Below are 24819 nucleotides of genomic sequence, written 5' to 3'. Positions count from 1 at the left end.
GTCTGATATCCCCTTTGGCCTAGGGAATGCATCGCCTTTGGCAGTCAGGGGACGCCTACGAAACGTGTCAGAGCCTGGCGAGCCGATCGAGCGCGGTTTGGAGCGTCTCGTCTTTCTTGGCAAAGCAAAAGCGCACCACGCGTTGGTCGAATCCATCGCCATAGAAGGCAGACAGCGGAATCGCCGCGACCCCGATCTCGCTGGTGAGCCATTGGCAGAACTCCGCTTCGCCCAGGTCGCTGACCTCGCCGATTTCGACGCACTGGAAGTAAGTGCCGGCGCTCGGCAGCAACTTGAAGCGCGTCTTCGCGAGGCCGGCGGCAAACAGGTCGCGTTTGTGCTGATAGAACGCCGGCAGCTCGAGGTAGGGCGCCGCATCGCCCATGAAGTTGGCCAGTGCGTGCTGCATCGGCGTGTTGACCGTGAACACGTTGAACTGATGCACCTTGCGGAATTCGGTCGTGAGCACGGCCGGTGCCGCGACGTAGCCGACCTTCCAGCCGGTCACGTGATAGGTCTTGCCAAAGCTGCTCACGATGAAGGCGCGCGCCGCGAGGCTTGGAAAACGGGCAGCACTCTGATGCAGCGCACCGTCGTAGACCATGTGCTCGTAGACCTCGTCGCTGATGAGCAGCACCTCGGTCGGCGCCAGCAACGCGTCGAGCTGGCGCATCTCGGATTCGGTCCACACGGTCGCGCTCGGGTTGTGCGGCGAGTTGACGATGATGGCGCGTGTACGCGGCGTCATCGCGGCGGAAATCTTTTCGAAGTCGGGCCGGAACGTGCCTGGCGTGAGGGGCACACGCACCACCGTACCGCCGGCCAGCTCGATGTTGGGCACGTAGCTGTCGTAGCAAGGCTCCAGCACGATGACTTCATCGCCCGGCCTAACGACGGCCAGCACGGCGGTGATGATGGCCTGCGTGGCACCGGCAGTGACGGTGATCTCGCTCGCCGCGTTGTAGCTGTGGCCGTAGAGCGCCGTGACCTTGGCAGCGATCGCCTCGCGCAGTGTGGCGATGCCCGGCATGGGCGGGTACTGGTTGTGGCCGGCCGCCATGGCTGCTGTCACGTCTGCGATCAGCTTTGGGTCGCAATTGAAATCCGGAAAGCCCTGGCCCAGATTGACCGCACCCTTTTCAGCGGCCAATGCCGACATCACGGTGAAGATCGTTGTGCCGACCTGAGGTAGCTTGGTACCGACCTCAGGTGTGCGAAGAACAGCGCTCATAGTTCGTAGTCTTGATGATGGCCCGACAGGGCCTTGGCGATAAGGTTGCGGTCGAGCCGGTCGCTCAGCAACTCGGCAAATTTGAAGACGAAATTGCGCATGTAGGCGCTGCGCTTGAATGCGACCCGAGCGATGTTGGTGCCGAAGATGTGGCCCATCGGCTTCACCACCAAATCGGCATTGGTGTCGTCGCGCACCGCCATCTCCGCGACGATGCCGACGCCCAGGCCCAGGCGCACATAGGTCTTGATGACGTCGGAGTCGATGGCTTCGAGCGCGATGCGCGGGGACAGCTTCTTCTGCGCGAAGGCCGCGTCGATGCGCGTGCGGCCGGTGAACGACGGGTGGTATGTGATGAGCGGCTCGGTCGCCAAATCTTCGAGCGACACGCGCTCCTTGGCTGCCAGCGGATGGTCCTTTGGCAGCACCAGCACGTGCTGCCACTCGTAGCAGGGCAGGGTGACGAGTTCGCTGTAGTCAGACAGCGATTCGGTGGCGATGCCGATCTCGGCGATCTCGTCGATGACCATGCGCGCCACCTGATCGGGCGAACCCTGGTGCAGGCTCACGTTCACCTTCGGATAGGCCTCGCGCAGCTTGGCGACCGGTACCGGCAGCACATAGCGCGCCTGGGTGTGGGTGGTAGCGATCGACAGCGTGCCGCTGTCTTCGGCGCTGAACTGCTCGCCGATGCGCTTCAGGTTGCCGACCTCGCGCATGATCAATTCGATGCTGGCCAGCACATGCTGGCCCGGCTCGGTCACACGCTTGAGCCGCTTGCCGTGTCGCGCAAAGATCTCGACGCCAAGCTCTTCTTCGAGCTCGATGATGGCTTTGGAGACGCCGGGTTGCGAGGTGTGAAGCGCCTTCGCGGCCTCGGTCAGGTTCAGGTTACGCCGCACGGCTTCCTGCACGAACTTGAACTGGTGGAGATTCATAACAAATTCCGTCTTATTGTCGGATTTATTATGCCTTCTGCAATCTATGGAGCGTTGCGCAGGGTCAGCCGTGCAGGGCGATTTGCGCCAGCAGTTCGACGACTCGAATGTCTTCGCCGACCGCTGTTTGCAACGAAAACGTCACGCCGGGATGCGCGGCGCGCAGTCCATCGATCAGCCCCGGCAAGTCCTCGCGAACGTGCTTGCCGATGCCCAAGAAGAGCGGAACGATGCGCACGGCCTGTGCGCCTTGTGCGAGCAGCCCTGCGGCAGCTGTCGGCAAGTCGGGCGCCATCAGCTCAAGGTAGGCGCAAACCACCGGCGCACCCGGCGAGAGTTCGGTCATGCGCCGCGCGACGGCCTCGACCGGTGCGCGCCACCGCGCGTCTCTCGAGCCGTGCGCGAACAACACAATGCCAACTATGACCACATCGTTCATTCTTAACGCCTCAATACCAGCCATGTGAACGCTGCCAGCGACATCACGGAATAGATAAGTCCCGGCGCTGCTGCCGTCATCCACGGCCACCAGTTGCTCAGGTTCCCCAGATAGCCGAAAACGTTGTTCAACATGAAGAAACTGATCCCGATCATCACGCCGCCGAACACGTAGCTCGTGATGCCGGCTTGCCGAAAGTGCAGATAAGCGAAGGGCAGCGCCAGCACCACCATTACAAGACACGAGAGTGGATAGAACACCTTGCGCCAGAACTCGATTTCGTAGCGTTGCGCGGTCTGTCCGTTGGCATCGAGATGCCTGATGTACTCGAAGAGGTCGATGGTCGCCATGCGCTCTGGCTTGAGCAATGCGACCGACACCATCTCGTTGGTGAGAGTCGTCGGCCAGTGCATTTCGGGCATCTGCACGATGCCGATTCGACCCTTGTCGACGGTGTTTCGCGTGTTGTAGTCTTGCTGCTCGACGTTGGTGAGAACCCACTCTTTGCCAACGACGCGCGCAGAGGTGGCCGATATCTGCTTGGCAATGAAGCCATCGGCATCGAATTCAAAAATGCGAGGGTTGGTCAAGGTGCCATCGCGCCGAATCGACGCGACATTGACGGCATACGACTTGTCGTCGCGCCGTTCTTTCAGCCATGCACCCGTGATGCCGGCGGTCGCTATGTAACCCTGATAGCGTGCCTTCAGGAGTTGTGCCGTGCTGCCCGTGAACGGAGCGACGTAATCCCCGATGGCAAAGGTAAGCACGACGAATCCCAAGCCCAGCACAAGCAACGTGCGCAAGGCGCGCCAGGGGCCCAGTCCGCTGGTTCGGAGGATCGTGTATTCGGAGCTTTGCGCGAGCCGCGCCATGACGAAAATCGTGCCGATCAATACCGCGATGGGCAGCAGCTCGTACAGATGTCCCGGGATTTGCAAAGTCACGAAAAGAAGCGCCTGCGGCAGGCCGTATCCCAGGCCCGTTTTACCGATGCCGGAAAGCTCGTCGACGAAGTCGAAGAAAAAGAACAGGCTCAAGAAGCCGAGGGTGACGAAAGCAACCGCCTTCAGCACTTCGGCGTAGATCAGGCGACGAATTGTTTTCACGTGGACGATGACGATGACGCAGACGAATGCGAGGGCGCAGGTGCACGTTGGAACAGCCGTCGCAGGCTCCAGCTCTGATGGCGCGCTGACAGCCAAGTCAGGCTGATCGCCAGCACGCCGCCGTGCAGCGCCACCATGAAGCCGACGAAGCTGTAACGCCCCGACGTCACCCAGCCCTGGCCAAGATTGATGAGGTTGTAATAGACGACGAAAGCGAACAGCGCGAAGAGCAGGTTGCCGCTGCGGCCGACTCGCGGATTCACACTCGAAAGCGTCAAGGCCAGCAGCACGAAGTTGATGCCAGCCAGTAGCATGCCGATGCGCCAGCCGAGTTCACCCATGTTTTCCGGCGTGGGTCGCGCCAACAACATGAGGGTGGGACGCGAACGCGCGGGAGCGTCATCGGCCGAGTCGGAGGTGTTGACTCCGGTTCGGGCGCCATAGGTCTTGAACTCGCTGATCTTCAGGCCCGACTTGTCGAGCGGGCGTTCGACGCGCTGGCCATTTTCCAGCATCAAATAGCGCGCCTTGTCGATGTCTTCCATGTGGCCGCTTCGCGCCGACGTGACGATCTGCCGGCTGCGCTCGATCGATGAAATGAACACGTTCGATGCGGTGTTGGCATTGGGTGTGTCCTTGTCGATGAAGAACACCCGCATGCGGCCCGCCGATTCGACGAACTCGCCGGGCGATACCCGCTCTATGTCGCTGCGGCGCTCGTACTGGGCGCGCATCCCCTGTGTCTGCGAATTGGCCCAGGGCCAGCCGATGAGCGCAAGCGCCAGGATGAGCAACAACACCGGCCAGGCGAAGCTGAAGATCGGCTTCACGAAGTCCGCCAGACCCCGGCCGCTCGAAAACCAGATCACCATTTCGCTGTCACGGTACATGCGCGACAAGGTGCCGACGATCGAGACGAAAAGGCTCAGGCTCAGGATGGTCGGCAGGTAGCCGAGCACCGTGTAACTCATCACGAGGAACACCTCGGATGGGTTGACACTGCCTTTGGCGGCCAACCCGAGCGTACGGATCAGCATCATGGTCATCACGATGGTGACCAGCACGACGAGTGTCGCGCCGAAGCTGCGAGACAACTCTCTACGTAGGGAGGAATGGAATAACATCGTCGAGGGAAAAAAAGGATTATGGACTTCCAACTCAAGACCCTCACCAGCAGCCTGGCTGCATCCGAAAAAGCCGACGCGCTTGTCTTCCTCGTGCCCGAAGGTGCAATCGCGGACAACGATGCTTTGTCGGTCATCGCATCCGCCGCGCGACTCGCGGGGGACTTCCCCGACAAGGCCGGCAAGCTACTGAGCCTGTATCACCCGGTCGGCATTGCAGCGCCGCGCGTCGTCCTTGTGTCGATCGGCAACGGTCAGCCGGCGCAGGTGCGCAGCGCGGTGATCGCTGCAATCAACGCTGCGAAAGGCGTCGGCACCAAACGCCTGGCCATGGTCTTCGCGAAAGCGCCCGAGGCCGGTGCGCTGCACAGCGCGATGCTTGCCGCCGCCGATGCCAGCTACGTCTACACGACCACCAAGTCGAAGCCCGAGCCGCGCACACTGCGGCATGTAACGCTCGGCGTGCCGGACTCCGCGTCGCTGGCCGGCGCGTTTGCTGAAGCGAACGCGACAATCTCGGGCATCGAACTGGCCAAGGAATGGGGCAACCGCCCGGCCAACTATTGCACCCCGACGATGCTGGCAGACGCCGCCAAAGAGCTGGCCGATCTGCCGCGCATCAAGTGCGAGGTGCTCGGCCCGAAAGAGGTCGCCAAACTCGGCATGGGCTCTTTTGCAGCGGTGGCGCAAGGCTCGTCGGAGCCGCTGCGCTTCATCGTGCTGCAGTACAGCGGCGGCGCCAAAGACGAAGCGCCCGTCGTGCTCATCGGCAAAGGCATCACCTTCGACACCGGCGGCGTTTCGCTCAAGCCGGCTGCCGAAATGGACGAGATGAAGTTCGACATGTGTGGTGCGGCGAGCGTGCTCGGCGTGTTTCGCACACTGGGCGAACTCAAGCCGGCCATCAACGTGGTCGGGCTGATTCCTTCCTGCGAAAACATGAACGACGGCAAGGCGCTGAAGCCGGGCGATGTCGTCACGAGCATGAGCGGCCAGACCATCGAAGTGTTGAACACCGATGCAGAAGGGCGCCTCATCCTGTGCGACGCGCTGACCTATGCGAAGCGCTTCAAGCCGGCGGCGGTCATCGACATCGCGACGCTCACCGGCGCTTGCGTTGTCGCATTGGGTGGCGTGCGCAGCGGCTTGTTTTCTCCGGACGACGTGTTGGCGAAGGCGCTTGAAACCGCCGGCGAGCAATCGCTCGACCGCTGCTGGCGCATGCCGCTCGATGACGAATACGCCGAGGGCCTGAAGACCCACTTTGCAGACGTCGCCAACATCGCGGGCCGCGCCGGCGGTGCGGTGACGGCGGCCAAGTTTTTGCAGCGCTTCGTCGACGGGTTTCCGTGGGCCCATCTGGACATTGCCGGCAGTGCATGGAAGAGCGGCGCCGCCAAAGGATCGACCGGCCGGCCGGTCGGCTTGCTGGTGTCTTATCTGGTTAGTCGTGTCGGCATGGCGATCGCAGCCACGCCGGCTGTGGCGCCGCGCAAGGCCGGCCGCAAAGCGCGTCCTGGCGCTTGATTCTTCCGATCTGTCAAACGATCGCCGCGTGACCGAAATCGACTTTCATTTCAACGCGCCGAACAAGGTGCACCACGCCTGCCGGCTGTTGCGCAAGGCTGTCGGCAAGCACGATGCGCGGCTTGTGGTGGTGGCGGATGCGGCAACGCTCGATGCGATCGATGCTGCGCTGTGGGACTTTTCGGCAGTCGACTTCGTGCCGCATTGCCGGGCAGACAGTGCACCGCACGTGGTGGCGCGCTCGCCCGTGGTGCTTATGGGCGCCGACATGGGGACGCCGCCCCATCGGCAGGTGCTGGTCAATCTGGGCAACGCATTGCCGATTGGATTCGAGCGTTTCGATCGACTGATCGACATCGTCAGCAGCGATGCACAAGACCGGCAACTGGCACGTGCGCGATGGCGGCACTATGCCGACCGCGGATATTCAATCAAGCGGCACGACTTCGGGGAGGCAACTGCCTGATGGCCAGCAACCAGCGCACGCCGCCGCGCTTCGTGCCGACGTTGACCACGGTGCTCGACATGCTGGCCGAGCCGCACGCGCTGCCATCGCCCCTTCCGCTGCCACTGCCACTGATGTCCGAAGAAGAGGCACAGCACACGCCGTCGGCGGAGGCACGCCAGGCCGCGATTGCGACGGCGATGGTCGGTATCGCCGCTGACATGGCGCAGACAGCGGATGAGGCGTACGTAGCCGGGCCGCCTGCGCCCTTCGCTTCGGACGCAGCCTCCAGCCCGCCGCCGGAAAACCGGATCGCCATCGATGTACATGCCTTGTCGGACGCCGATGCGTTTGGCCTCGAAGAGCAATTGATGCACCGCGTGCTGCAGCGTATCGACCTGTCATTGGAGGAGCGTTTGAGCGACGCGGTGTCAGCTGCAGTTCAGCAACAGCTCGATGCGATGGTGCCGCGCTTGCGCAGCGAAATTGAAGGCGTCTTGCGGTCGCTGGTGGTCGAGGCGCTGTCGAAAGAGCTTTCCGACAACACAGGGTCTGTGCCAGCCTTCGGCCCACAATCCGTCGGCTAAACTGCGCGCCGGGTCGGCTGGCGCAGGGGCGTCCCCGGTCCGCGGCGCGAAACTTGCTGAACAAATTGTTCGGAATTTCACGCCCGGATCGAAAGACCGGTTTTTACGTAATTCTTCATCAATGTTCTGGAGGTTTCCCATGCAATTGAAATGGACTGTGACTGCGGTCGCAATGGCTGCGCTGACGCTAGCGGCTTGCGGCAAAAAAGAAGAAGCTGCCGCTCCTGCCGCTGCGCCGGCGGCCACTACCGCTGCCGCACCTGCTGCAGCGCCTCCTGCCGACGCACTGATCGTCAAGATCGGTCACGTCGGCCCGACCAGCGGCCCGATCGCCCACCTTGGCAAGGACAACGAGTTCGGCGCCAAGATGGCCATCGAAGACCTGAACTCGCGTAACCTGAAGATCGGCGACAAGGTTGCCAAGTTCGAACTCCTCGCAGAAGACGATGCTGGCGATCCGAAGCAAGGCACCGCTGTGGCGCAAAAGCTGGTCGACGCCAAGGTCAACGGCATCGTCGGTCACCTGAATTCGGGCACCACCATCCCGGCTTCCAAGCTGTACAGCGACGCTGGCATTCCACAGATCTCGCCATCGGCCACCAACCCCAAGTACACGCGTCAAGGCTTCAAGACCACGTTCCGCGTGGTGGCCGACGACACGCAACTCGGCGGCACGCTGGGCAAGTACGCAGTCGAAACGCTCAAGGGCAAGAATATTGCCGTGATCGACGACCGCACTGCTTATGGCCAGGGTGTGGCTGAAGAGTTCGAAAAGTCAGTCAAGGCGGCGGGCGGCACCATCGTCGGACATGAGTTCACGACCGACAAGTCGACCGACTTCAACGCCATCCTGACCAAGCTCAAGGGCACCAAGCCCGACGTGCTGTTCTTCGGCGGCATGGACGCGGTTGCCGGCCCGATGCTCAAGCAGGTCAAGCAACTCGGCATGACCGTCAAGTTCATGGGCGGCGACGGCCTGTGCACTGGCGAACTGGCCAAGCTGGCCGGCGATGCGATCGGTGAAGACATGGTGGTTTGCGCCGAAGCCGGCGGTGTCGACGGCGACTTCAAGGCGCCTCTGGAAAAGTTCAAGGCCGACTTCAAGGCCAAGAACGGCGTCGATGTGCAGATCTATGCACCGTACGTGTACGACGCCGTCGAGATCCTGGCCGACGCCATGGTCCGCGCCGGTTCGTCGGACCCGGAAAAGTACCTGCCTGAAGTTGGCAAGACCAACTACAAGGGCGTGACCGGCCCGATCGCCTTCGACGAAAAGGGCGACATCAAGAACGGCGCGCTGACCCTGTACACGTACAAGGCCGGCAAGCGCGAACAGATCGCTGTGGTTCGCTGATAGAGGCTGATCAGCCTTCGCGGCAATCCAAAAAGGGGCCTTCGGGCCTCTTTTTTTGTCCAGAGAAAAGCGGTCTTTCGACCTCATTGTCAGTAAGGGAAAACGACAGATGTGCTCGGAGGAGCGACGTGTTTTTATCAACCTGCCATTCAAACAACAAGCAGGAGACAAAAATGCGCAAATCAGTGACAGGTGCCATCGCTCGGCCGCTCGGTCTGGGGGCCATGGCCAGTGTGGCGAGCGTGTGCGCCGCGCTCTTCGTGCTGCCGGCTACCCAAGCCCAGGCTCAGGCAGTCAAGAGCTACGACTCCACCAAAAAAGACTTCTGGGAACATCCGCCCGCGGACTGGTTTCTCGGTGACGAAACCCAATCTCAAAAGGGTCTTGCGCCGCCATCCGGTCCGGCCTTGCCGGCATCGATGGCCGACCTCGAAAAGAACCTGAAGGCAATCAAGTTGCCGAAGGGTTTCAAGATCAACGTGTATGCAGCCGGCGTGAACAGCGCGCGCCAGATGGCGTGGGGTGACAAGGGCACGCTTTTCGTCGGCTCTTTCGGCGTGGGCACCGTCTATGCCATCACGGACAACGGAAAAACCGTGAAGCCGATCATCACTGGTCTGAAGATGCCGACCGGCGTCGCGTATCGCGATGGTGCGCTGTACGTGGTCGACATCGACAAGATCCTGAAGTACGAAAATGCCGAGGCCAACCTCGACAAGATGCCCGAAGGCAAGGTCGTCTACAACGACATGCCGGCTTATGCGGCCCACGGCTGGAAGTACCTGACCTTCGACAAGCAGGGCTGGCTCTACGTGCCCTTCGGCCCGCCGTGCAACGTGTGCTTGCCACCAACGAGCCTGTCGCAAGTGCGGCGCATCAATCCGGCAACCGGCGAGGCGGAGATGGTCGCCATCGGCGTGCGCAACAGCGTGGGCGGCGACATCGATCCGCGCACCGGCGACTACTGGTTTACCGAGAATGCGCGCGACTGGGTTAGCGACGACATGCCGAGTGACAAGCTCAACCATGTGGCAAAAATCGGCGCGCACTACGGCTATCCGTATTGCCACCAGGGCGACATGCCCGACCCGAAATATGCGATGGGCCACAAGTGCTCCGAGTTCACGCCGCCGGCCTTGAAGCTCGGCGCGCACGTGGCACCGCTGGGGATGAAGTTCTACACCGGCAAGCAATTCCCGGCCGAGTACGCCAACAACATCTTCATTGCGAACCACGGCTCATGGAACCGTCACAAGTACAGGGGCGGCGAGATCGTCCGCGTCACGACCGATGCGCAGGGGAAAAAGATCAAGCAGCAGACGTTCGCAACCGGCTGGATCACGGGTGATCAGGCTTACAGCGGTCGGCCGGCGGACGTGGTGGTGGCGGCCGATGGATCGCTGCTCGTCGCTGACGACTGGGCGGGTGCGGTGTATCGCATCAGCTACGGCAAATAACGAGAGGCGCGCTCAATGGCTGGAGTAAAGCGATGGGTGTGATGGCACCGGTGCGGCTGTGGGCCGCGTTGGCCGCGTTTGCAACGTCAGCTGCGTTGAGCGGCGCGGCTCACGCTGCCGACCTGCCCGCTGCGTCGGCCAAGGCAGAAACATGCATCGCGTGCCATGGCACCGTCGGCATTTCGCAGATGCCGGAGACGCCGTCGCTGGCAGGTCAACCGGAAAGTTTTCTTCAGTGGCAACTCGTTTACTTCAGGACGGGCACGCGCAAGTCCGCGGTGATGCAGCCACTGGCGGCGAGTCTGAGCGACGATGACATCCGGGTGCTGTCCAAGCACTTTGCCGCGATGGCGCCACCGCCGCGCGCCACAGCTTCGGGCGATCAGTCGATGTACGCGGTCGGCCTCAAACTGGCGCAACAAAACCGCTGTGCCTCGTGCCACAAGGACGACTATTCGGGCACCCAGGCAACGCCGCGAACGGCTAACCAGCGCGAAGACTATTTGCTCAAGGCGTTGCGCGACTTCAAGGCCGGCAAGCGAACCGGCGGCGGCGTGGCCGCGATGGCCGATGTGGTGTATCCGCTGGCGGACGACCAGCTGCGCGCGTTGGCAAATTTCATGGCGCAGTACCACTAGGCTCCTCGGAGCCCAGACGCAAAAAAGCCCCGCGAACGGGGCTTTCAGCAGGTTTTTGGAATGACCTGATGCGACGTGAATCGCATCGCTGGCGGAGCAGGCGGGATTCGAACCCGCGGAGGGTATTAACCCTCACACGCTTTCCAGGCGTGCGACTTAAACCGCTCATCCACCGCTCCAGCAGGCCGTGATTCTAACCGGCTCCGGGACTGGTTTTTGCGGCTTGCACCATTCGCATAGCCGATGCGATGAGCGCCGAGGTCTCGGTCATGTTGCTGGGCACGATCAGCGTGGTCTTCGAATCGGCTGCTACCTTGCTGTAGGCATCGATTGCGCGCTCGGCCACCTTCAGCTGCACAGCTTGTTCACCGCCCGGCTGGCGGATTGCAGCGGCAACACGCTCGATGGCAAAAGCCGTTGCATCAGCGACTGCGGTGATGGCAGCCGCCTCGCCCTGGGCGTTATTGATCTGCGCCTGCTTCTCGCCTTCGGAGCGCGCGATGAAAGCCTCGCGCTCGCCGGTGGCGATGTTGATCTGCTCTTGTCGACGACCTTCGGAGGCAGCGATGAGCGCGCGCTTGCCGCGCTCGGCGGTGATCTGCGCCTGCATGGCCAGCAAAATTTCCTTTGGAGGCGTCAGGTCCTTGATCTCGTAGCGCAGCACCTTCACGCCCCAGTTGAGCGCGGCCTCGTCGATGGCTTGCACCACTTGCGCGTTGATGATGTCGCGCTCCTCGAATGTCTTGTCGAGCTCCAGTTTGCCGATCACGCTACGCAACGATGTTTGCGCCAGCTGCGTCACCGCCATGATGTAGTTCGAAGAACCGTAGCTCGCGCGCATCGGGTCGGTCACTTGGAAGTACAGGATGCCGTCGACCTGCAGCTGCGTGTTGTCGCGCGTGATGCAGATCTGGCTCGGTACGTCGAGCGGGATTTCTTTCAGGCTGTGCTTGTAGGCGACCTTGTCGATGAACGGAATAAGGAAGTTGGCGCCAGGCGTCATCGTGCTGTGGTACTTGCCGAGGCGCTCGCGCACCCAGGCGTTTTGCTGCGGCACGAACTTCACGGACTGGCTGATGAAGATCACCGCGATGATCAATATGACGAGGGGGACTGCGTAATCCATCTGCTATCTCCTTGGGTTTATGTTTTTCAGATCTTGTCAACGACCAGCCGGCTGCCGATGACTTCGGTCACGCGATGCTCTCCTGGCGCTGGCGTGTGTCCGGGGCGCGGCACCACGGTCCATTGCGCGCCGCGGTAGCGGACCGTCGCCGTGCCGTCGGAGTTCCACGCATCGACCTGCACCTTTTCGCCGATGTCCATGTTCACGTCGGGGTTCGATGCACTGTCGAGCGGGGCAGGGCGGCCACGTCGAATCAGATGCCAGGTAAGCACGGCGCCTACGCCGACGATTGCCGCGACGATGATTTGGGTGGTCAGACCGAAGCCCAGATGCGCCGCGATGGCAGCCGAAGCGAAGCCCGCGCTCAGCAGCAAAAGGTAGACGGTGCCCGACAGCAACTCGAGCACGATGGCTGCGCCCGCAATGAGCCACCAGACCGATGAGTTCGCCATTGAAGCCTCTTCGTTGTTGTTGGCCCCTATTGTCTGATAGATGGTCCGGCAGCCGTCACGCGAATTCCTTACACTTCGCGGCTCTTTTGCCTGCCGGACCCCGCACATGAAATTTCGTTTTCCGATTGTCATCATCGACGAGGACTACCGCGCCGAGAACACCTCGGGCCTTGGCATTCGCGCATTGGCGGAAGCGATCGTCGGCGAGGGCTTCGAGGTGCTGGGCGTGACGAGCTACGGCGACCTGAGCCAGTTCGCGCAGCAGCAAAGCCGCGCCAGCGCGTTCATCCTGTCGATCGACGACGAGGAGTTCACCGTTGGCCCCGACCTCGATCCTGCGGTACTCAATCTGCGCACCTTCATCGGAGAGGTGCGGCGCAAGAACGCCGACGTGCCGATCTACATCTACGGCGAAACCAAGACGGCGCGTCACATTCCCAACGACATCCTGCGCGAGTTGCACGGGTTCATCCACATGTTCGAGGACACGCCGGAGTTCGTGGCGCGCCACATCATCCGCGAAGCCAAGAGCTATCTGGAGGGCGTGCAGCCGCCGTTCTTCAAGGCGCTGATCGACTACGCCGAGGACGGTTCGTACTCGTGGCATTGCCCGGGCCACTCGGGCGGCGTGGCGTTCTTGAAGAGCCCGGTGGGACGCATGTTCCATCAGTTTTTCGGCGAGAACATGTTGCGTGCCGACGTCTGCAACGCGGTCGAAGAGCTGGGGCAGTTGCTCGACCACACCGGCCCGGTGGCGGCCAGCGAGCGCAATGCGGCGCGCATCTTCAACGCCGACCATTGCTTCTTCGTGACCAACGGCACCAGCACCAGCAACAAGATGGTGTGGCACCACACGGTGGCGCCCGACGACGTGGTGGTGGTCGACCGCAACTGCCATAAATCCATCCTGCACGCGATCATCATGACGGGCGCGATCCCCGTCTTCATGAAGCCCACGCGCAACCACTTCGGCATCATCGGACCGATACCCAAGAGCGAGTTCGAGAAGAGCGCGATCAAGGCCAAGATCAAGGCGAACCCGCTGTTGAAAGACCGCGACCCCGAGACCGTGAAGCCGCGCGTGATGACGCTCACGCAGTCGACCTACGACGGTGTGATCTACAACACCGAGACCATCAAGAACATGCTCGACGGCTATGTCGATACGCTGCATTTCGACGAGGCCTGGCTACCGCATGCGGCGTTCCATCCGTTCTATGGCGCCTACCACGCCATGGGCAAGCGGCGCGTGCGGCCCAAAGATTCGCTGGTGTTCGCGACGCAATCGACCCACAAACTGCTGGCGGGCATCAGCCAGGCCAGCCATGTGCTGGTGCAGGATTCGCAGAACCGCGCGCTCGATCGTGACCTCTTCAACGAGGCTTACCTGATGCACTCGTCGACCAGCCCGCAGTACGCGATCATCGCCAGCTGCGACGTAGCCGCCGCCATGATGGAGCCGCCCGGCGGCACCGCGCTGGTCGAAGAAAGCATCCTGGAGGCGCTCGATTTCCGCCGTGCCATGCGCAAGGTCGAAGAGGAATTCGGCAAGGACGATTGGTGGTTCAAGGTATGGGGACCGGAGAAGCTCGTCGACGAAGGCATCGGTCGCGCAGAAGACTGGATCATGAAGGGCGAGAAAGAGGCCAAGCGCAAGACCAAGAAGTCACCGCGCAACTGGCACGGCTTCGGCGATTTGGCCGATGGTTTCAACATGCTCGACCCGATCAAGTCGACCATCGTCACGCCCGGCCTCGACCTCGAAGGCAACTTCGCGGACACCGGCATCCCGGCCAGCGTGGTGACCAAGTTTCTGGCCGAGCACGGGGTCATCGTCGAGAAGACCGGGCTCTACAGCTTCTTCATCATGTTCACCATCGGCATCACCAAGGGCCGCTGGAACACGCTGCTCACGGCGCTGCAGCAGTTCAAGGACGACTACGCGCGCAATCAGCCGATGTGGCGCATCCTCCCTGAGTTCTGCCAGAGTCATCCGGGCTACGAGCGCCTCGGCCTGCGCGAGTTGTGCCAACACATACACAAGCTCTATGCGCGCTTCGACGTGGCCAAGCTCACCACCGAGATGTACCTGAGCGACCTGACGCCTGCCATGAAGCCGAGCGATGCCTTCGCGCATATCGCGCACCGCAAGACCGAGCGCGTCGAGATCGACTTCCTCGAGGGCCGCATCACGACGAGCCTGATCACGCCCTACCCACCGGGCATCCCGTTGCTCATTCCGGGTGAGGTCTTCAACAAGAAGATCGTCGACTACCTGCGTTTTGCGCGCGAGTTCAACACCGAGTGCCCGGGTTTCGAAACCGATATCCACGGTCTGGTGGCGAAGATCGACGAGACGGGCAAGAAGCGCTACTACGCGGATTGCGTCGCAGCACCTGTTGCTGCTGTCACGGCGTCGGACTGACCGGGCGCGCGACGATCGCGCTTCGCTTCAGCCGAAGCGCAGCGCGATCACTCCGCACACCACGACCACGGTGCCGATGGCGCGCTGCCAGCCGAAGGGCTCGCGCAGCAATAGCGTCCCTATGACGGCTGCGAACAGCACCGAGGTTTCGCGCAGCGCGGCGACCAGCGCCACCGGTGCACGCGTCATGGCCCACAGCGCGATCGCATAGCTGCCGAGCGACGCCAGCGTGCCGACAGAAGCGAGCTTCCAGCGGCCCGCCATGTAGCGCAGTGCTGCACCGCGTTGCGCGGCGGGCCGCTGCCACGTGACCAGCAGCAGGTACGGAATGCCATCGAACAGGAACAGCGCTGCGACGTAGGCCAGCGCATTGCCGGAGGCGCGCACGCCGATACCGTCAACCACCGTGTAGAGCGCGATGATGGCCGCGTTGCAGAGCGCAAAGGTCAGCGCCTTGCGTCGCTGCGACTCGTCGCCGACGTGCAGCGCCGACCGTGACAGCCCGAGTGTGAGCACGCCGGCGCAGACGACGGCGACACCGATCCACGCTACCAGCGACAGCCGCTCGCCAATGAAGGTGAAGCTCCCGAGCGCGACCAGCAGAGGCGCGGTGCCACGCATCAAGGGATAGGTGAGGCCGAGATCGCCATGCCGGTAAGCACCGGCCAGCGCGATGTAATAGCCGAGATGGATGGCCGTCGACGTGGCGATGTAAGGCCATGACGTCGCGCTCGGCAATCCGATGTAGAGCAGCAGCGGCAAAGCCAGAAAAAAGCCGAGACTGTGGATCAGCGCCGTGTCGAGCTGCTTGTCGCGGCCCGACTTGATGAGCGCGTTCCAACTGGCGTGCAGCAGCGCGCCGAACAGCACGGCGAGCACGATCGGCGCGGTCAGTCCTGCAGCGAGCACCACCGGTGCGACGGTGTTCAATGAACCATGCAGCGGCGGGCGCGCGCGAGGTAGTGCGCCAGCGGTGGAGTGACCAGGTCGGCTGATTTGGCCTGGTCGTCCCACAGTCGCAATTGCACCGCCTCGGGCGCGTTCTCTTGCGCGATGAACTGCGCCGCCTGCTCGGCTGAAAAGACGCCGCCTTGCAACGTGAGGCTGCGCTTGGAGTCGGCCGACAGGCTGGCCCAATAGTCGCGTCGCGTCGCACACAGGTAGCGCTTTGCATCGACGTGCCACTTGATCGCGCACAGCACGCGCTCGCCGAACACGCCGCGAAGAAAGGGAAGGGCGAAGTACTGGTGCACATCGTCGACGCCGCGCAGGCTCGGCGTCTCGCCCTGGTCGTTGAGCAGGTGGCCGAGGTCGTGCAGCAAGGCAGCCGTCACCAGTTCGTCGTCGGCACCGGCCTGTTCTGCGAGGTAGGCGCTTTGAAGTGCATGTTCGAGCTGCGTGACCGGCTCGCCGCTGTATTGCGCGGCGCCGTGGCGAGTAAAGAGCGTGTCGATGTCTTGCAGTGTCAGTGCCATGGGTCAGGCCTCCACGGTGGCGTTCGATTTAACTGCATTGCCAGCGTTCAGGACCGCAGCCTTCAATGCGTCTGCCTGCTTGGCCTCGTAGTTGCGCAGGGTGCGTTCGCGGCTGTTCATCACATGCTGGTACATCGCCTGGCCGGCTGCCTCAGGCTCGCCCGCTGCGATGGTCTTAACGATCAAACGATGCTCCCGCGAGTAGACCGTCATCGATTCGTTGGTGAGGTTCTGGCGTCGGAACAGCGAGAGTTCGTTGACCAGCTTGCGATACGTCGACGTGAGCTTGGTATTGCCGGCGAGTTCGAGCAAGCGGTCATGGAACTTCAGGTTGAAGCGGTGGTAGTCGTGCGCGTTGTCGGCCTTCACGGCCTGGTCCATGGCGTCGGTCAGCTGGCGCAACTCGCGGACTTCTGCGGTGCTGATCCCTTCCGCAAGTTTGCGTCCCACATGAAGATCCAAGACGGCGCGCAATTCGAAGATCTCCAGCGCTTCTTCGATCGGCACATCGCGCACGAACACGCCGCGGTTCTTTTCGGTACGAACCAATCCAGCTTCCTCGAGCATGCGAAAAGCTTCGCGCACCGGGCCGCGCGATACGCCGAGTTGCTCTGCCAGCGTGGCTTCCGTCAGCTTGGAACCCGACGACAACTCGCCATCCAGAATCATGCGTTCGATCTCGACCTGCACCAGATTCGCGAGCGAATTGCCCTGAAGCTGTGCGATGGCGGGACTGCTGGATATCTTTTTGACCATGATCGATCGTAGGTTAGTCATTCGAGATTGTCTACAATTTACAAAAGACAATAAACTAAGTTTTCGATCGGGCCCCGATTTTGCTTTGCCTTCGTGTCACGAATATGTCGTGTCGGTCCGGCAGAGTCCATCTTCGATTTTCTTTAGATCCAGGAGCCCCTTAAATGAAGTTCGCAAAGTCCCTGATTGTTGGCCTGCTCGGTCTGGCGTGTGCCGCCGGCGCATGGGCGCAGAAAACCCAGCTGACCGTTTACACCGCGCTCGAAACCGACCAGCTGAAGGCCTACCAGGAAGCATTCAACAAGGTCGAGCCCAACATTGAAATCAAGTGGGTGCGCGATTCGACCGGCGTCATCACCGCCAAGCTGCTCGCCGAAAAAGCCAACCCGCAAGCCGACGCCATCTGGGGTGTGGCAGCCACCAGCCTGGCGCTGTTCAAGCGCGACGGCATGCTCGAGCCCTATGCGCCGTTGAACCTCGACGCGATCATGTCGCAGTACCGGGACAAGGCATCGCCACCGGCTTGGTGGGGCATGGACGTGTTCGGTGCAGTGGTCTGCTTCAACACCGTCGAGGCCAAGAAGAAGAACCTGCCGATCCCGACGACCTGGAAAGACCTGACCAACCCAATCTACAAGGGCCAGGTCGTGATGCCCAATCCCGCCTCTTCAGGGACTGGTTACCTCGACGTCGTGTCGTGGTTGCAGATGTGGGGCGACGACGGCGGCAAGGGCGGTGGCTGGAAGTTCATGGACGCGCTGCACGAGAACATCGGCCAATACACGCACTCGGGGTCCAAGCCGTGCACCATGGCGTCGGCCGGTGAATACGTGGCGGGCATTTCGTTCGAATACCGCGCACACATGAACAAGACCAAGGGCGCACCGATCGACCTGGTGTTCCCGAAGGAAGGCCTCGGTTGGGACCTCGAAGGCTTCGCGATCTACAAGGGCACCAAAAAGCTTGAAGCTTCGAAGAAGCTCGCCGACTGGGCTTCGTCGAAGGACGCGATGATCCTCTACGGCAAGAACTTCGCGATCACAGCGCAGCCGGGCGTGGCGCCCAAGCTGGCAAACATCCCGGCCGACTACGAGTCACGTTTGATCAAGCTCGACTTCGACAAGGCCGCTGCGGGCCGCGCTGCGACGCTGGCCGAATGGTCTAAACGCTACGACGCCAAGAGCGAGCCCAAGGCCAAGTAAGCCAAGCAAGCCAGCGAAGGTCATCGCAATGGTTGCAGTCAACGACTACCTTCAGCTGAAGGGCATCCGCAAAAGCTTCGGCGCGTTCAATGCGTTGGACGGCATCGATCTGTCGATTCGACAGGGCGAGTTCGTCTGTTTCCTCGGGCCGTCGGGCTGCGGAAAGACCACGTTGCTGCGCATCATCGCGGGGCTCGAGACGCAATCGGCTGGCACCATCCTGCAGGCCGGCCGTGACGTTTCTGTGCTGCCGCCAGCCGGGCGCGACTACGGAATCATGTTCCAGTCGTATGCGCTCTTTCCCAACCTGACGGTGGCTCAGAACGTCGGCTACGGGCTGGTCAACCGCAAGCAGAGCAGGTCGCAGATCGCGCAGCGGGTCGAAGAGCTGCTCAAGCTGGTCGGCTTGCCGGGCAGCGGCGGCAAGTACCCGGCACAGATGTCGGGAGGGCAGCAGCAGCGCATCGCGCTGGCACGTGCGCTCGCGACGTCGCCAGGCCTGCTGCTACTCGACGAGCCGCTCTCTGCGCTCGACGCCATCGTACGGGTGCATCTGCGCAACGAAATCCGGTCGCTTCAACGCGAGTTGGGCGTGACGACCGTGATGGTCACGCACGACCAGGAAGAAGCGCTGTCGGTGGCCGACCGCATCGTGGTGATGAACCACGGTGTGATCGAGCAGATCGGCACGCCGCTAGAGGTGTACCGCGAACCGGCATCTCCCTTCGTTGCTGATTTCGTCGGCAAGGTGAATCGGCTGACCGCAGTGGCGGAGGGCGATCACTGGTTTCGCTGTGGCGACATGCGTCTGAAGACGGCGGCCGGTCATGGCGCGGACTTCAGGCCCGGCCGCGACGTCGCGCTCTACCTTCGTCCGGAAGACCGGGTGGTCGGCAACGTGCTCGACGACGATCCGATGCGATGCGAGGGCACTGTGCGGCACATTGAATTCCTGGGCGGCAATTGCCTGGCCGAAGTCGACGTGCTCGGCATCCCCGGGCAGCCGTTGCTTCTGCAGTATTCGCTCAACCAGATGGACGAGTTCGGCGTGCGCGAAGGTGCCAGCGTGCGCTTCGCGCTGCGGGCCGATCGGCTGCGGGTGTTTCCTCTTTCCCCCATGCATTCCGTGGCTCCCGTGTCTGCCATGGCAGCTGCTGCCTGACGCGACCGCGATAGTGCGAGAACTCGATGTCAGCATTCCCCGCACTGTCAGCCGCGTCGATCGTACGGGTCGCGCCCCCGCTGAAGCAACGCGTCTATTGGGTCGATCGAATGTCGCATTTGGCGCTGCTGTTCACAGTCGCCTTGCTCACCATCGGACTTGTGGCGCCGCTGCTGTTTATTCTTTCTAAGGCGCTGGAGACACCCGATGGCGCTGCTTCGGGCGTGAGCGCGTTCGGTGGCTACATCGCGTCGCCTGCGCTGATGCAGAGCCTCTGGCACAGCACCTGGGTGTCGGTGCTGGTGATGATCATCGTGGTGCCGCTGGCATTCACCTTCGCCTATGCGCTCACGCGAAGCTGCATGCCGTTGAAGTCGCTCTTTCGCACCATCACGCTGCTTCCCCTGCTGGCGCCGTCGCTGCTGTCGGCCATCTCGCTGATCTACTGGTTCGGCAATCAAGGTGTTGCCAAGGACTTCTGGCTCGCGCTCGGATTCACCGGCATCTACGGACCGTCGGGCATCGTGCTGGCGGAGTGCTTCTCCGTTTTCCCGCACGTGTTGATGATCCTGGTCACGGCGCTCACGCTGGCCGATGCGCGGCTGTACGAAGCGGCCGATGCGCTGGGCACGAGCACGGTGCGGAAGTTCTTCACCATCACGCTGCCGGGTGCCAAGTACGGGCTGATCTCCTCGGGGTTGGTGAGCTTCACCCTGGTGATGACCGACTTCGGCATCCCGAAGGTAGTCGGCGGCAATTTCAATGTGCTGGCGACCGACGTCTTCAAGCTTGTCATCGGTCAGCAGGACTTTCAGCGTGGCGCGGTCGTCGCGCTGTTCTTGCTGACGCCGGCTGCGCTCACTTTCGCCATCGATTACTTCGTGCAGCGAAAGCAAGTGTCGGTCTTGTCGGCGCGCGCGGTGGCGCTGGTGCCGCGGCCATCGCGCCGCTTCGACCTGGCGATGACGATCTACTGCAGCGTGATCGTCGCGCTCATGCTTGCCATGTTCTTCATGGCGGTGTTCGCATCGTTCGCGACGCTCTGGCCGTACAACCTGACACCCAGCTTCTCGCACTACGTGTCAGGTTTGGTCGATGCCGAACTGGGCGACGCGATGCTCAACAGCCTCAAGCTGGCGGCATGCACGGCGGTGATCGGCACCATCGTCGTCTTTATCGGCGCCTACCTGCTGGAGAAGACGCGCGGGCTCGGCTGGGCGCGGCCCGTGATCCGGTTGATGGCAATGCTGCCGATGGCGGTACCGGGCCTGGTGCTCGGCTTGGGCTACATCTTCTTCTTCAACGCACCTGCCAATCCGTTGAACTTCATGTACCAGTCGCTGGGCATTCTGGTGCTCTGCACGATCGTCCATTTCTACACGACGGGCCATCTGACGATGGTCACCGCGTTGAAGTCGATCGACCCGGAATTCGAGTCGGTCTCGGCTTCGCTCAAGGTGCCGTTCTACAAGACCTTCTGGCGTGTCACGCTGCCGATCTGCCTGCCGACCTTGCTGGATGTGTCGCGCTACTTTTTCATCAACGCGATGACGACGATCTCGGCCGTGGTGTTTTTGTACTCACCCGACACCAAGGTGGCGGCCGTCGCGATATTGAACCTCGACGAAGCCGGCGACACCGGCCCGGCCGCCGCGATGGCGGTGCTCATCGCCGTAACCTCGCTGGTCGTCACCTTGCTGTACATGGCGCTCGGCAAGTGGATCGACCGACGCACGCAAGCCTGGCGGGCGCCTAACCGTTGATGCGGTCCACTGCGATGTCCACGCCCATGCAAACTCTGGCCCTGTTCGATCTCGACAACACCTTGCTGACCGGCGACAGCGAGGTACTGTGGGCCGACTTTTTGGTGAGACGCGGCCTGCTCGGCGACTGCTTCGCTCAGCGCAACGCCGACATGGACCGGCGTTATCACGCAGGCGAAGCAGCGCCGGGCGAGTTCTGTGAATTTTTCGCTTCCACCTTCGAGGGCCGCAGTCCGGCCGAGTGGTCGCCGACGCGCGCTGCGTTCATGAACGAAGTGATTAGTCCGCGCATTCCGGACGCGGCACGCGAACTCGTCCAGCAACATCGCGATCGTGGCGATCTGCTGGTGCTGACCAGCGCGACGAGTCGCTTTCTTGTCGAACTGACTGCGGGCGAACTTGGCTTCGAGCATGTGATCGCGACCGAGCTCGAAGTGCTTGCCAATGGCCGTTTTGCTGGCCGCACGCGCGATGTGCTCAATATGCGCGAGGGCAAGGTCATGCGCTTGCGCAACTGGCTGGCAGCGCGTGACGACACGACCGATGGCCTCGACGCGCAACTCGCGCGTGCTTTTTTCTACAGCGATTCGATCAACGACCTGCCGCTGTTGCTGGTGGTCGGCCAGCCTGTCGTGGTCGATCCCGATGCTCGCCTCGCGGTCGAAGCGCAGCAGCGGCACTGGCCGGTGCTGCGGTTGGCGCGTGGGCTTCCTTCTTCCTCATCATGACCTCTTCCGAAACGAAATTCGATCTCATCGTGGTGGGTGCCGGCATCGTCGGCCTGGCTCACGCGTACACGGCGGCCAAGCGCGGGTTGAAAGTCTGTGTGCTCGAACGCGACGCCGCGTGCGTCGGTGCATCGATCCGCAACTTCGGCTTCATCACAGTCACCGGCCAGGGCGAAGGCGACACCTGGCGCCGTGCCCGCCGCGCGCGGGAAGTGTGGGGCGAGGTCGCCCCGCAAGCGGGCATCGCCGTGTTGCATCACGGCCTGTACCTGAGCGCTTTTCGCCCCCAGGCGTTGAAGGTGCTCGAGGAGTTCATGGCCACACCAATGGGAGACGGTTGCGAGCTGCTCGACATCAGCGAGGCCATGCGGCGCGCGCCGGTCATGCAACTCGAGGGCGCCCAAGCGGTGCTCTACAGCCCTCACGAGATGCGGGTCGAATCGCGCACCGCCATCGGTCTGCTTGCCAAGTGGCTGGCCGCATCGTTGGGCGTGGTGTTTCGCTTCGGCGAAGCGGTACTCGAAGTCGCCACGCCGCGAGTGCGCACCTCGCTCGCCACCCTGCATGCGGAGCGCGTGGTCGTCTGCACCAACACCGACTTGCACGGCCTCTTCGCGGAACGACTGGCGCTGCACAAGCTCACGCTGTGCCAGTTGCACATGCTGCGCGTTCAGCCCGAGCCCGGCTTCCGTTTGCCCGGCTCTGTGATGTCCGATCTGAGCCTGGTGCGCTATCACGGCTACAGCAAGCTGCCGGCCGCGGCACTGCTGCTCGAACAGATGCGCCGCGAGGAGGGCGAGTCGCTCGACAACGGCGTTCACCTGATCGTGGTGCAGAGCGCCGACGGCTCGCTGGTCGTCGGCGATTCGCATCATTACGGCGCCGCGCCGGAACCCTTTGCCGATCAGCGCGTGGACGATCTCATCCTCGGTCACCTGCACAAGACCCTGAAGTTGCAGCAGGCCAAAGTGACCGAGCGCTGGGTCGGAACCTATCCTTCATCCGCCAGAACCGACTGCCTGATCGACAAGCCTGACGACGCTACGCGGCTGGTGCTGGTCACCAGCGGCACCGGTGCCAGCACCGCTTTTGGCATTGCCGAGGATGTCTTCGCCGGTTGGTAGATTTTCCCGAGACAAACTTCCATGACCACTTCTTCCGCCGCATTGCCCCACCACCTCAGCGCCGTCGTTTTCGACTGGGCCGGCACCATCCTCGACTTCGGTTCCTGCGCGCCAATGGGCGCCTTCGTGCGTCTGTTCGAAAAGTTCGGCATCGTGATCACCGTCGACGAAGCGCGCGGGCCGATGGGCGTGGCCAAGTGGGACCACATCAAGGCGCTCGGTACATTGCCGCGCATCGCCGCGCAGTGGCAAAAGCGTTTCAGCCGGCCGCTCACCGATGCCGACGTCGACCACCTGTATGAAGTCTTCACGCCGATGAATGCTGCCGTCGTGGCCGACTTCGCAGACTTCATTCCGGGCGCGGTCGAGATGGTGAACACGCTGCGCGCGCGCGGGCTCAAGATCGGTTCGACCACCGGATACAACCGGCCGATCATGGAAGTCGTGACGCCCATCGCTGCCGCTGGCGGCTACGTGCCGGACAACCTGGTTTGCGCCGGGGATCTGGCAGCCGGGCGGCCCTCGCCGTTGATGATGTACCGCACCTTTGCCGACATCGGCGTGTGGCCACCGTCGAGCGTGGTCAAGGTCGACGACACGGGCGTCGGGATCGAAGAGGGCATCCATGCCGGCACCTGGACAGTGGGGCTGGCTGTGAGCGGCAACGCGGTCGGCCTGTCGCTGGCTGAATGGCAGGCACTCGACGCTGCCAGCCAGGATGCGCTCAGGCAGATCGCCACCGCCAAGCTGAAGGCATCAGGCGCCCACTACGTGATAGACAGCGTGGCCGATTTGCTGCCGGTGATCGACGATATCGAAGCGAAGCTCAGGCAAGGCATCGCGCCCTGATCGAGCGGCGCCGATTTCAGGTCGGGCCTTCTTCCCGCACCCGCAAAAATCGTGCGAAGCGCGGCAGTCTGCTGGCGTTTGCACCGTTGAAGCGGTAGGTCACCCAGGCGCCCACTGCCGGCGGGTTATCGCGCTGCGCATCGGTGAAGCCGCCGCCGAGCTTGAAGCGTCGCCCTCCGGGTGTCTCGACCAGCAAGGCGCCGAGTCGACCGGTGTGTCGGCCCTTTCCCGGCAGTTGCTCGACCACGCGCGCCTCGGCATCGTCATAGGGTTTGAACTTGAGCAAGTCGCCATTGCGCTCGCCGCGATAGAGCGACGCGCCGCGATGCAGCATCAGCCCCTCGCCGCCCAGCTTGACGGTCTTGTCGAGCAGGGCCTGCAAGTCGGCATGCGTGGTCGTGTGCTCTTGAGCCACCGGCATCACCCAGGGCGCGCTGGTGATTGGCAGCAGCTTTTTCAGCGCGGCCAGCCGGAGGTCGAAAGTGCCGGGTTGGGCTGGCAAGTCGAACACCATGAAGCGCATCTCGCGCCAGGCAGCGTCGTTGGGCGTTTGGCTGCGCACGGTCGAGAGCGCACGCTCGAACTGGCCACGTCCGGCCCACAACTCACCGTCGAGCGGCGTGCGAGGCAGTGGCGCAGTGAACCAGATGGGCGCTGTCACGCGCTCTCCGCCGCGCGTCCACAACTGCTTGCCATCCCAGTAGCCTCGAACGCCGTCGTACTTCTCGCTGACCCAGAAGCCGTCGAGCGACATGCCGCGGCGGTACACCTCGGCCAGCATCAGCGGTGGTGCCGGCTCGCGCGCGTAGGCGGCAGGAGCCAGCGATGTGACACTCGTGGCTGTAGTGACCGCAGCAGCGAAAGCCGCGGATAGAAAAATGCGCCGTTTCATATGGCCCTCCCAGGCA

At 62.5% G+C, this 24819-nt stretch carries 24 protein-coding genes and 1 tRNA gene; 13 read left to right on the top strand and 12 right to left on the bottom strand.

Going from position 1 to position 24819, the window contains the following annotated elements; all coding sequences use genetic code 11:
- Positions 1–67: 67 nt before the first annotated feature.
- From H7F36_RS18110 to lptF, 5 genes are all read right to left on the bottom strand, one after another.
- Entirely contained in the window at positions 68–1231 is a 1164-nt protein-coding gene (locus tag H7F36_RS18110) for a pyridoxal phosphate-dependent aminotransferase (protein WP_187052110.1), read from the bottom strand.
- Entirely contained in the window at positions 1228–2169 is a 942-nt protein-coding gene (locus H7F36_RS18105; RefSeq protein WP_187052109.1) for a CysB family HTH-type transcriptional regulator, read from the bottom strand. Before H7F36_RS18105 ends, H7F36_RS18110 begins: the two co-directional genes overlap by 4 nt.
- A 64-nt stretch (positions 2170–2233) precedes the next feature.
- Positions 2234–2608, bottom strand: coding sequence for a sirohydrochlorin chelatase (locus H7F36_RS18100; RefSeq protein ID WP_187052108.1), 375 nt, complete (start codon positions 2606–2608; stop codon positions 2234–2236).
- Positions 2609–2610: 2 nt separating this feature from the next.
- Entirely contained in the window at positions 2611–3717 is a 1107-nt protein-coding gene (lptG, locus tag H7F36_RS18095; RefSeq protein WP_187052107.1) for an LPS export ABC transporter permease LptG, read from the bottom strand.
- Positions 3714–4841, bottom strand: a complete 1128-nt coding sequence (gene lptF / locus H7F36_RS18090; RefSeq protein WP_187052106.1) for an LPS export ABC transporter permease LptF — start codon at positions 4839–4841, stop codon at positions 3714–3716. The genes lptG and lptF overlap by 4 nt, the downstream gene beginning before the upstream one ends.
- Positions 4842–4862: 21 nt before the next feature.
- On the opposite strand from lptF, the gene H7F36_RS18085 reads away from it, so the two are divergent.
- The 6 genes from H7F36_RS18085 (at position 4863) to H7F36_RS18060 (ending at position 10849) form a co-directional block, all read left to right on the top strand.
- On the top strand, positions 4863–6368 hold the full coding sequence (locus H7F36_RS18085; RefSeq protein ID WP_187052105.1) for a leucyl aminopeptidase: 1506 nt from the start codon (positions 4863–4865) through the stop codon (positions 6366–6368).
- A 28-nt stretch (positions 6369–6396) separates the two neighbouring features.
- Entirely contained in the window at positions 6397–6834 is a 438-nt protein-coding gene (locus H7F36_RS18080) for a DNA polymerase III subunit chi (RefSeq protein ID WP_187052104.1), read from the top strand.
- Complete coding sequence (locus H7F36_RS18075; RefSeq protein WP_187055158.1) at positions 6834–7400, top strand: hypothetical protein; 567 nt, start codon at positions 6834–6836, stop codon at positions 7398–7400. The genes H7F36_RS18080 and H7F36_RS18075 overlap by 1 nt, the downstream gene beginning before the upstream one ends.
- 139 nt (positions 7401–7539) lie before the next feature.
- Entirely contained in the window at positions 7540–8754 is a 1215-nt protein-coding gene (locus H7F36_RS18070) for a branched-chain amino acid ABC transporter substrate-binding protein (protein ID WP_187052103.1), read from the top strand.
- Positions 8755–8927: 173 nt separating this feature from the next.
- Positions 8928–10211 carry a PQQ-dependent sugar dehydrogenase gene (locus H7F36_RS18065; protein WP_222620396.1) on the top strand — a complete coding sequence of 428 codons (1284 nt, stop codon included), beginning with the start codon at positions 8928–8930 and terminating at the stop codon, positions 10209–10211.
- Positions 10212–10243: 32 nt separating this feature from the next.
- Positions 10244–10849: a c-type cytochrome gene (locus H7F36_RS18060; RefSeq protein WP_222620395.1), complete on the top strand. Its 606-nt coding sequence runs from the start codon at positions 10244–10246 to the stop codon at positions 10847–10849.
- An 89-nt stretch (positions 10850–10938) separates the two neighbouring features.
- Here H7F36_RS18060 and H7F36_RS18055 read toward each other — a convergent pair.
- From H7F36_RS18055 to H7F36_RS18045, 3 genes are all read right to left on the bottom strand, one after another.
- A tRNA-Ser gene (locus H7F36_RS18055) sits at positions 10939–11028 on the bottom strand.
- Between the two features lie 14 nt (positions 11029–11042).
- Positions 11043–11975 (bottom strand): SPFH domain-containing protein, encoded by a 933-nt coding sequence (locus H7F36_RS18050; RefSeq protein WP_187052102.1) that lies wholly within the window; start codon positions 11973–11975, stop codon positions 11043–11045.
- 26 nt (positions 11976–12001) lie between these two features.
- Positions 12002–12427, bottom strand: coding sequence for an NfeD family protein (locus H7F36_RS18045; protein ID WP_187052101.1), 426 nt, complete (start codon positions 12425–12427; stop codon positions 12002–12004).
- 106 nt (positions 12428–12533) lie between these two features.
- Between H7F36_RS18045 and H7F36_RS18040 the strand changes: the two genes are divergently transcribed.
- Positions 12534–14852: an arginine/lysine/ornithine decarboxylase gene (locus tag H7F36_RS18040; RefSeq protein ID WP_187052100.1), complete on the top strand. Its 2319-nt coding sequence runs from the start codon at positions 12534–12536 to the stop codon at positions 14850–14852.
- A 27-nt stretch (positions 14853–14879) separates the two neighbouring features.
- Here H7F36_RS18040 and H7F36_RS18035 read toward each other — a convergent pair whose 3' ends face one another.
- The 3 genes from H7F36_RS18035 to H7F36_RS18025 are packed head-to-tail and all read right to left on the bottom strand — an operon-like array spanning position 14880 to position 17083.
- Positions 14880–15782: a DMT family transporter gene (locus tag H7F36_RS18035; protein ID WP_187052099.1), complete on the bottom strand. Its 903-nt coding sequence runs from the start codon at positions 15780–15782 to the stop codon at positions 14880–14882.
- Positions 15779–16327 (bottom strand): phosphonate degradation HD-domain oxygenase, encoded by a 549-nt coding sequence (locus H7F36_RS18030; protein WP_187052098.1) that lies wholly within the window; start codon positions 16325–16327, stop codon positions 15779–15781. The genes H7F36_RS18035 and H7F36_RS18030 overlap by 4 nt, the downstream gene beginning before the upstream one ends.
- Positions 16328–16330: 3 nt before the next feature.
- The gene (locus tag H7F36_RS18025; protein ID WP_187052097.1) at positions 16331–17083 is read right to left on the bottom strand and encodes a phosphonate utilization associated transcriptional regulator; all 753 of its coding nucleotides are present in this window, start codon (positions 17081–17083) and stop codon (positions 16331–16333) included.
- Positions 17084–17247: 164 nt separating this feature from the next.
- Here H7F36_RS18025 and H7F36_RS18020 point away from each other — a divergent pair, with 164 nt between their 5' ends.
- The 6 genes from H7F36_RS18020 to phnX are packed head-to-tail and all read left to right on the top strand — an operon-like array spanning position 17248 to position 23911.
- Positions 17248–18285 carry a putative 2-aminoethylphosphonate ABC transporter substrate-binding protein gene (locus H7F36_RS18020; protein ID WP_187052096.1) on the top strand — a complete coding sequence of 346 codons (1038 nt, stop codon included), beginning with the start codon at positions 17248–17250 and terminating at the stop codon, positions 18283–18285.
- A 28-nt stretch (positions 18286–18313) separates the two neighbouring features.
- Complete coding sequence (locus H7F36_RS18015; protein ID WP_187052095.1) at positions 18314–19447, top strand: putative 2-aminoethylphosphonate ABC transporter ATP-binding protein; 1134 nt, start codon at positions 18314–18316, stop codon at positions 19445–19447.
- 26 nt (positions 19448–19473) lie between these two features.
- The gene (locus H7F36_RS18010) at positions 19474–21210 is read left to right on the top strand and encodes a putative 2-aminoethylphosphonate ABC transporter permease subunit (RefSeq protein ID WP_187052094.1); all 1737 of its coding nucleotides are present in this window, start codon (positions 19474–19476) and stop codon (positions 21208–21210) included.
- A 26-nt stretch (positions 21211–21236) separates the two neighbouring features.
- On the top strand, positions 21237–21938 hold the full coding sequence (locus H7F36_RS18005; protein WP_187052093.1) for an HAD family hydrolase: 702 nt from the start codon (positions 21237–21239) through the stop codon (positions 21936–21938).
- The gene (locus H7F36_RS18000; RefSeq protein WP_187052092.1) at positions 21935–23062 is read left to right on the top strand and encodes a TIGR03364 family FAD-dependent oxidoreductase; all 1128 of its coding nucleotides are present in this window, start codon (positions 21935–21937) and stop codon (positions 23060–23062) included. The genes H7F36_RS18005 and H7F36_RS18000 overlap by 4 nt, the downstream gene beginning before the upstream one ends.
- Before the next feature lie 21 nt (positions 23063–23083).
- Positions 23084–23911: a phosphonoacetaldehyde hydrolase gene (phnX, locus tag H7F36_RS17995; RefSeq protein ID WP_187052091.1), complete on the top strand. Its 828-nt coding sequence runs from the start codon at positions 23084–23086 to the stop codon at positions 23909–23911.
- A 16-nt stretch (positions 23912–23927) separates the two neighbouring features.
- On the opposite strand, the gene H7F36_RS17990 is transcribed toward phnX, so the two are convergent.
- On the bottom strand, positions 23928–24803 hold the full coding sequence (locus tag H7F36_RS17990) for a DNA ligase (protein ID WP_187052090.1): 876 nt from the start codon (positions 24801–24803) through the stop codon (positions 23928–23930).
- Between the last annotated feature and the right edge of the window lie 16 nt (positions 24804–24819).

The sequence above is a fragment of the Variovorax sp. PAMC28562 genome (assembly GCF_014303735.1).
Lineage (GTDB): Bacteria > Pseudomonadota > Gammaproteobacteria > Burkholderiales > Burkholderiaceae_C > Variovorax.
This window is presented reverse-complemented; position numbering and strand designations above follow the sequence as displayed.

Bases quoted from the DNA above. Each gene is read 5' to 3' on its own strand.
- H7F36_RS18110 (WP_187052110.1), bottom strand. From the start codon at position 1,231: ATGAGCGCTGTTCTTCGCACACCTGAGGTCGGTACCAAGCTACCTCAG.
- H7F36_RS18105 (WP_187052109.1), bottom strand. From the start codon at position 2,169: ATGAATCTCCACCAGTTCAAGTTCGTGCAGGAAGCCGTGCGGCGTAAC.
- H7F36_RS18100 (WP_187052108.1), bottom strand. From the start codon at position 2,608: ATGAACGATGTGGTCATAGTTGGCATTGTGTTGTTCGCGCACGGCTCG.
- lptF (WP_187052106.1), bottom strand. From the start codon at position 4,841: ATGTTATTCCATTCCTCCCTACGTAGAGAGTTGTCTCGCAGCTTCGGC.
- H7F36_RS18085 (WP_187052105.1), top strand. From the start codon at position 4,863: ATGGACTTCCAACTCAAGACCCTCACCAGCAGCCTGGCTGCATCCGAA.
- H7F36_RS18075 (WP_187055158.1), top strand. From the start codon at position 6,834: ATGGCCAGCAACCAGCGCACGCCGCCGCGCTTCGTGCCGACGTTGACC.
- H7F36_RS18070 (WP_187052103.1), top strand. From the start codon at position 7,540: ATGCAATTGAAATGGACTGTGACTGCGGTCGCAATGGCTGCGCTGACG.
- H7F36_RS18065 (WP_222620396.1), top strand. From the start codon at position 8,928: ATGCGCAAATCAGTGACAGGTGCCATCGCTCGGCCGCTCGGTCTGGGG.
- H7F36_RS18060 (WP_222620395.1), top strand. From the start codon at position 10,244: ATGGGTGTGATGGCACCGGTGCGGCTGTGGGCCGCGTTGGCCGCGTTT.
- H7F36_RS18050 (WP_187052102.1), bottom strand. From the start codon at position 11,975: ATGGATTACGCAGTCCCCCTCGTCATATTGATCATCGCGGTGATCTTC.
- H7F36_RS18045 (WP_187052101.1), bottom strand. From the start codon at position 12,427: ATGGCGAACTCATCGGTCTGGTGGCTCATTGCGGGCGCAGCCATCGTG.
- H7F36_RS18040 (WP_187052100.1), top strand. From the start codon at position 12,534: ATGAAATTTCGTTTTCCGATTGTCATCATCGACGAGGACTACCGCGCC.
- H7F36_RS18030 (WP_187052098.1), bottom strand. From the start codon at position 16,327: ATGGCACTGACACTGCAAGACATCGACACGCTCTTTACTCGCCACGGC.
- H7F36_RS18025 (WP_187052097.1), bottom strand. From the start codon at position 17,083: ATGGTCAAAAAGATATCCAGCAGTCCCGCCATCGCACAGCTTCAGGGC.
- H7F36_RS18020 (WP_187052096.1), top strand. From the start codon at position 17,248: ATGAAGTTCGCAAAGTCCCTGATTGTTGGCCTGCTCGGTCTGGCGTGT.
- H7F36_RS18015 (WP_187052095.1), top strand. From the start codon at position 18,314: ATGGTTGCAGTCAACGACTACCTTCAGCTGAAGGGCATCCGCAAAAGC.
- H7F36_RS18010 (WP_187052094.1), top strand. From the start codon at position 19,474: ATGTCAGCATTCCCCGCACTGTCAGCCGCGTCGATCGTACGGGTCGCG.
- H7F36_RS18005 (WP_187052093.1), top strand. From the start codon at position 21,237: ATGCAAACTCTGGCCCTGTTCGATCTCGACAACACCTTGCTGACCGGC.
- H7F36_RS18000 (WP_187052092.1), top strand. From the start codon at position 21,935: ATGACCTCTTCCGAAACGAAATTCGATCTCATCGTGGTGGGTGCCGGC.
- phnX (WP_187052091.1), top strand. From the start codon at position 23,084: ATGACCACTTCTTCCGCCGCATTGCCCCACCACCTCAGCGCCGTCGTT.
- H7F36_RS17990 (WP_187052090.1), bottom strand. From the start codon at position 24,803: ATGAAACGGCGCATTTTTCTATCCGCGGCTTTCGCTGCTGCGGTCACT.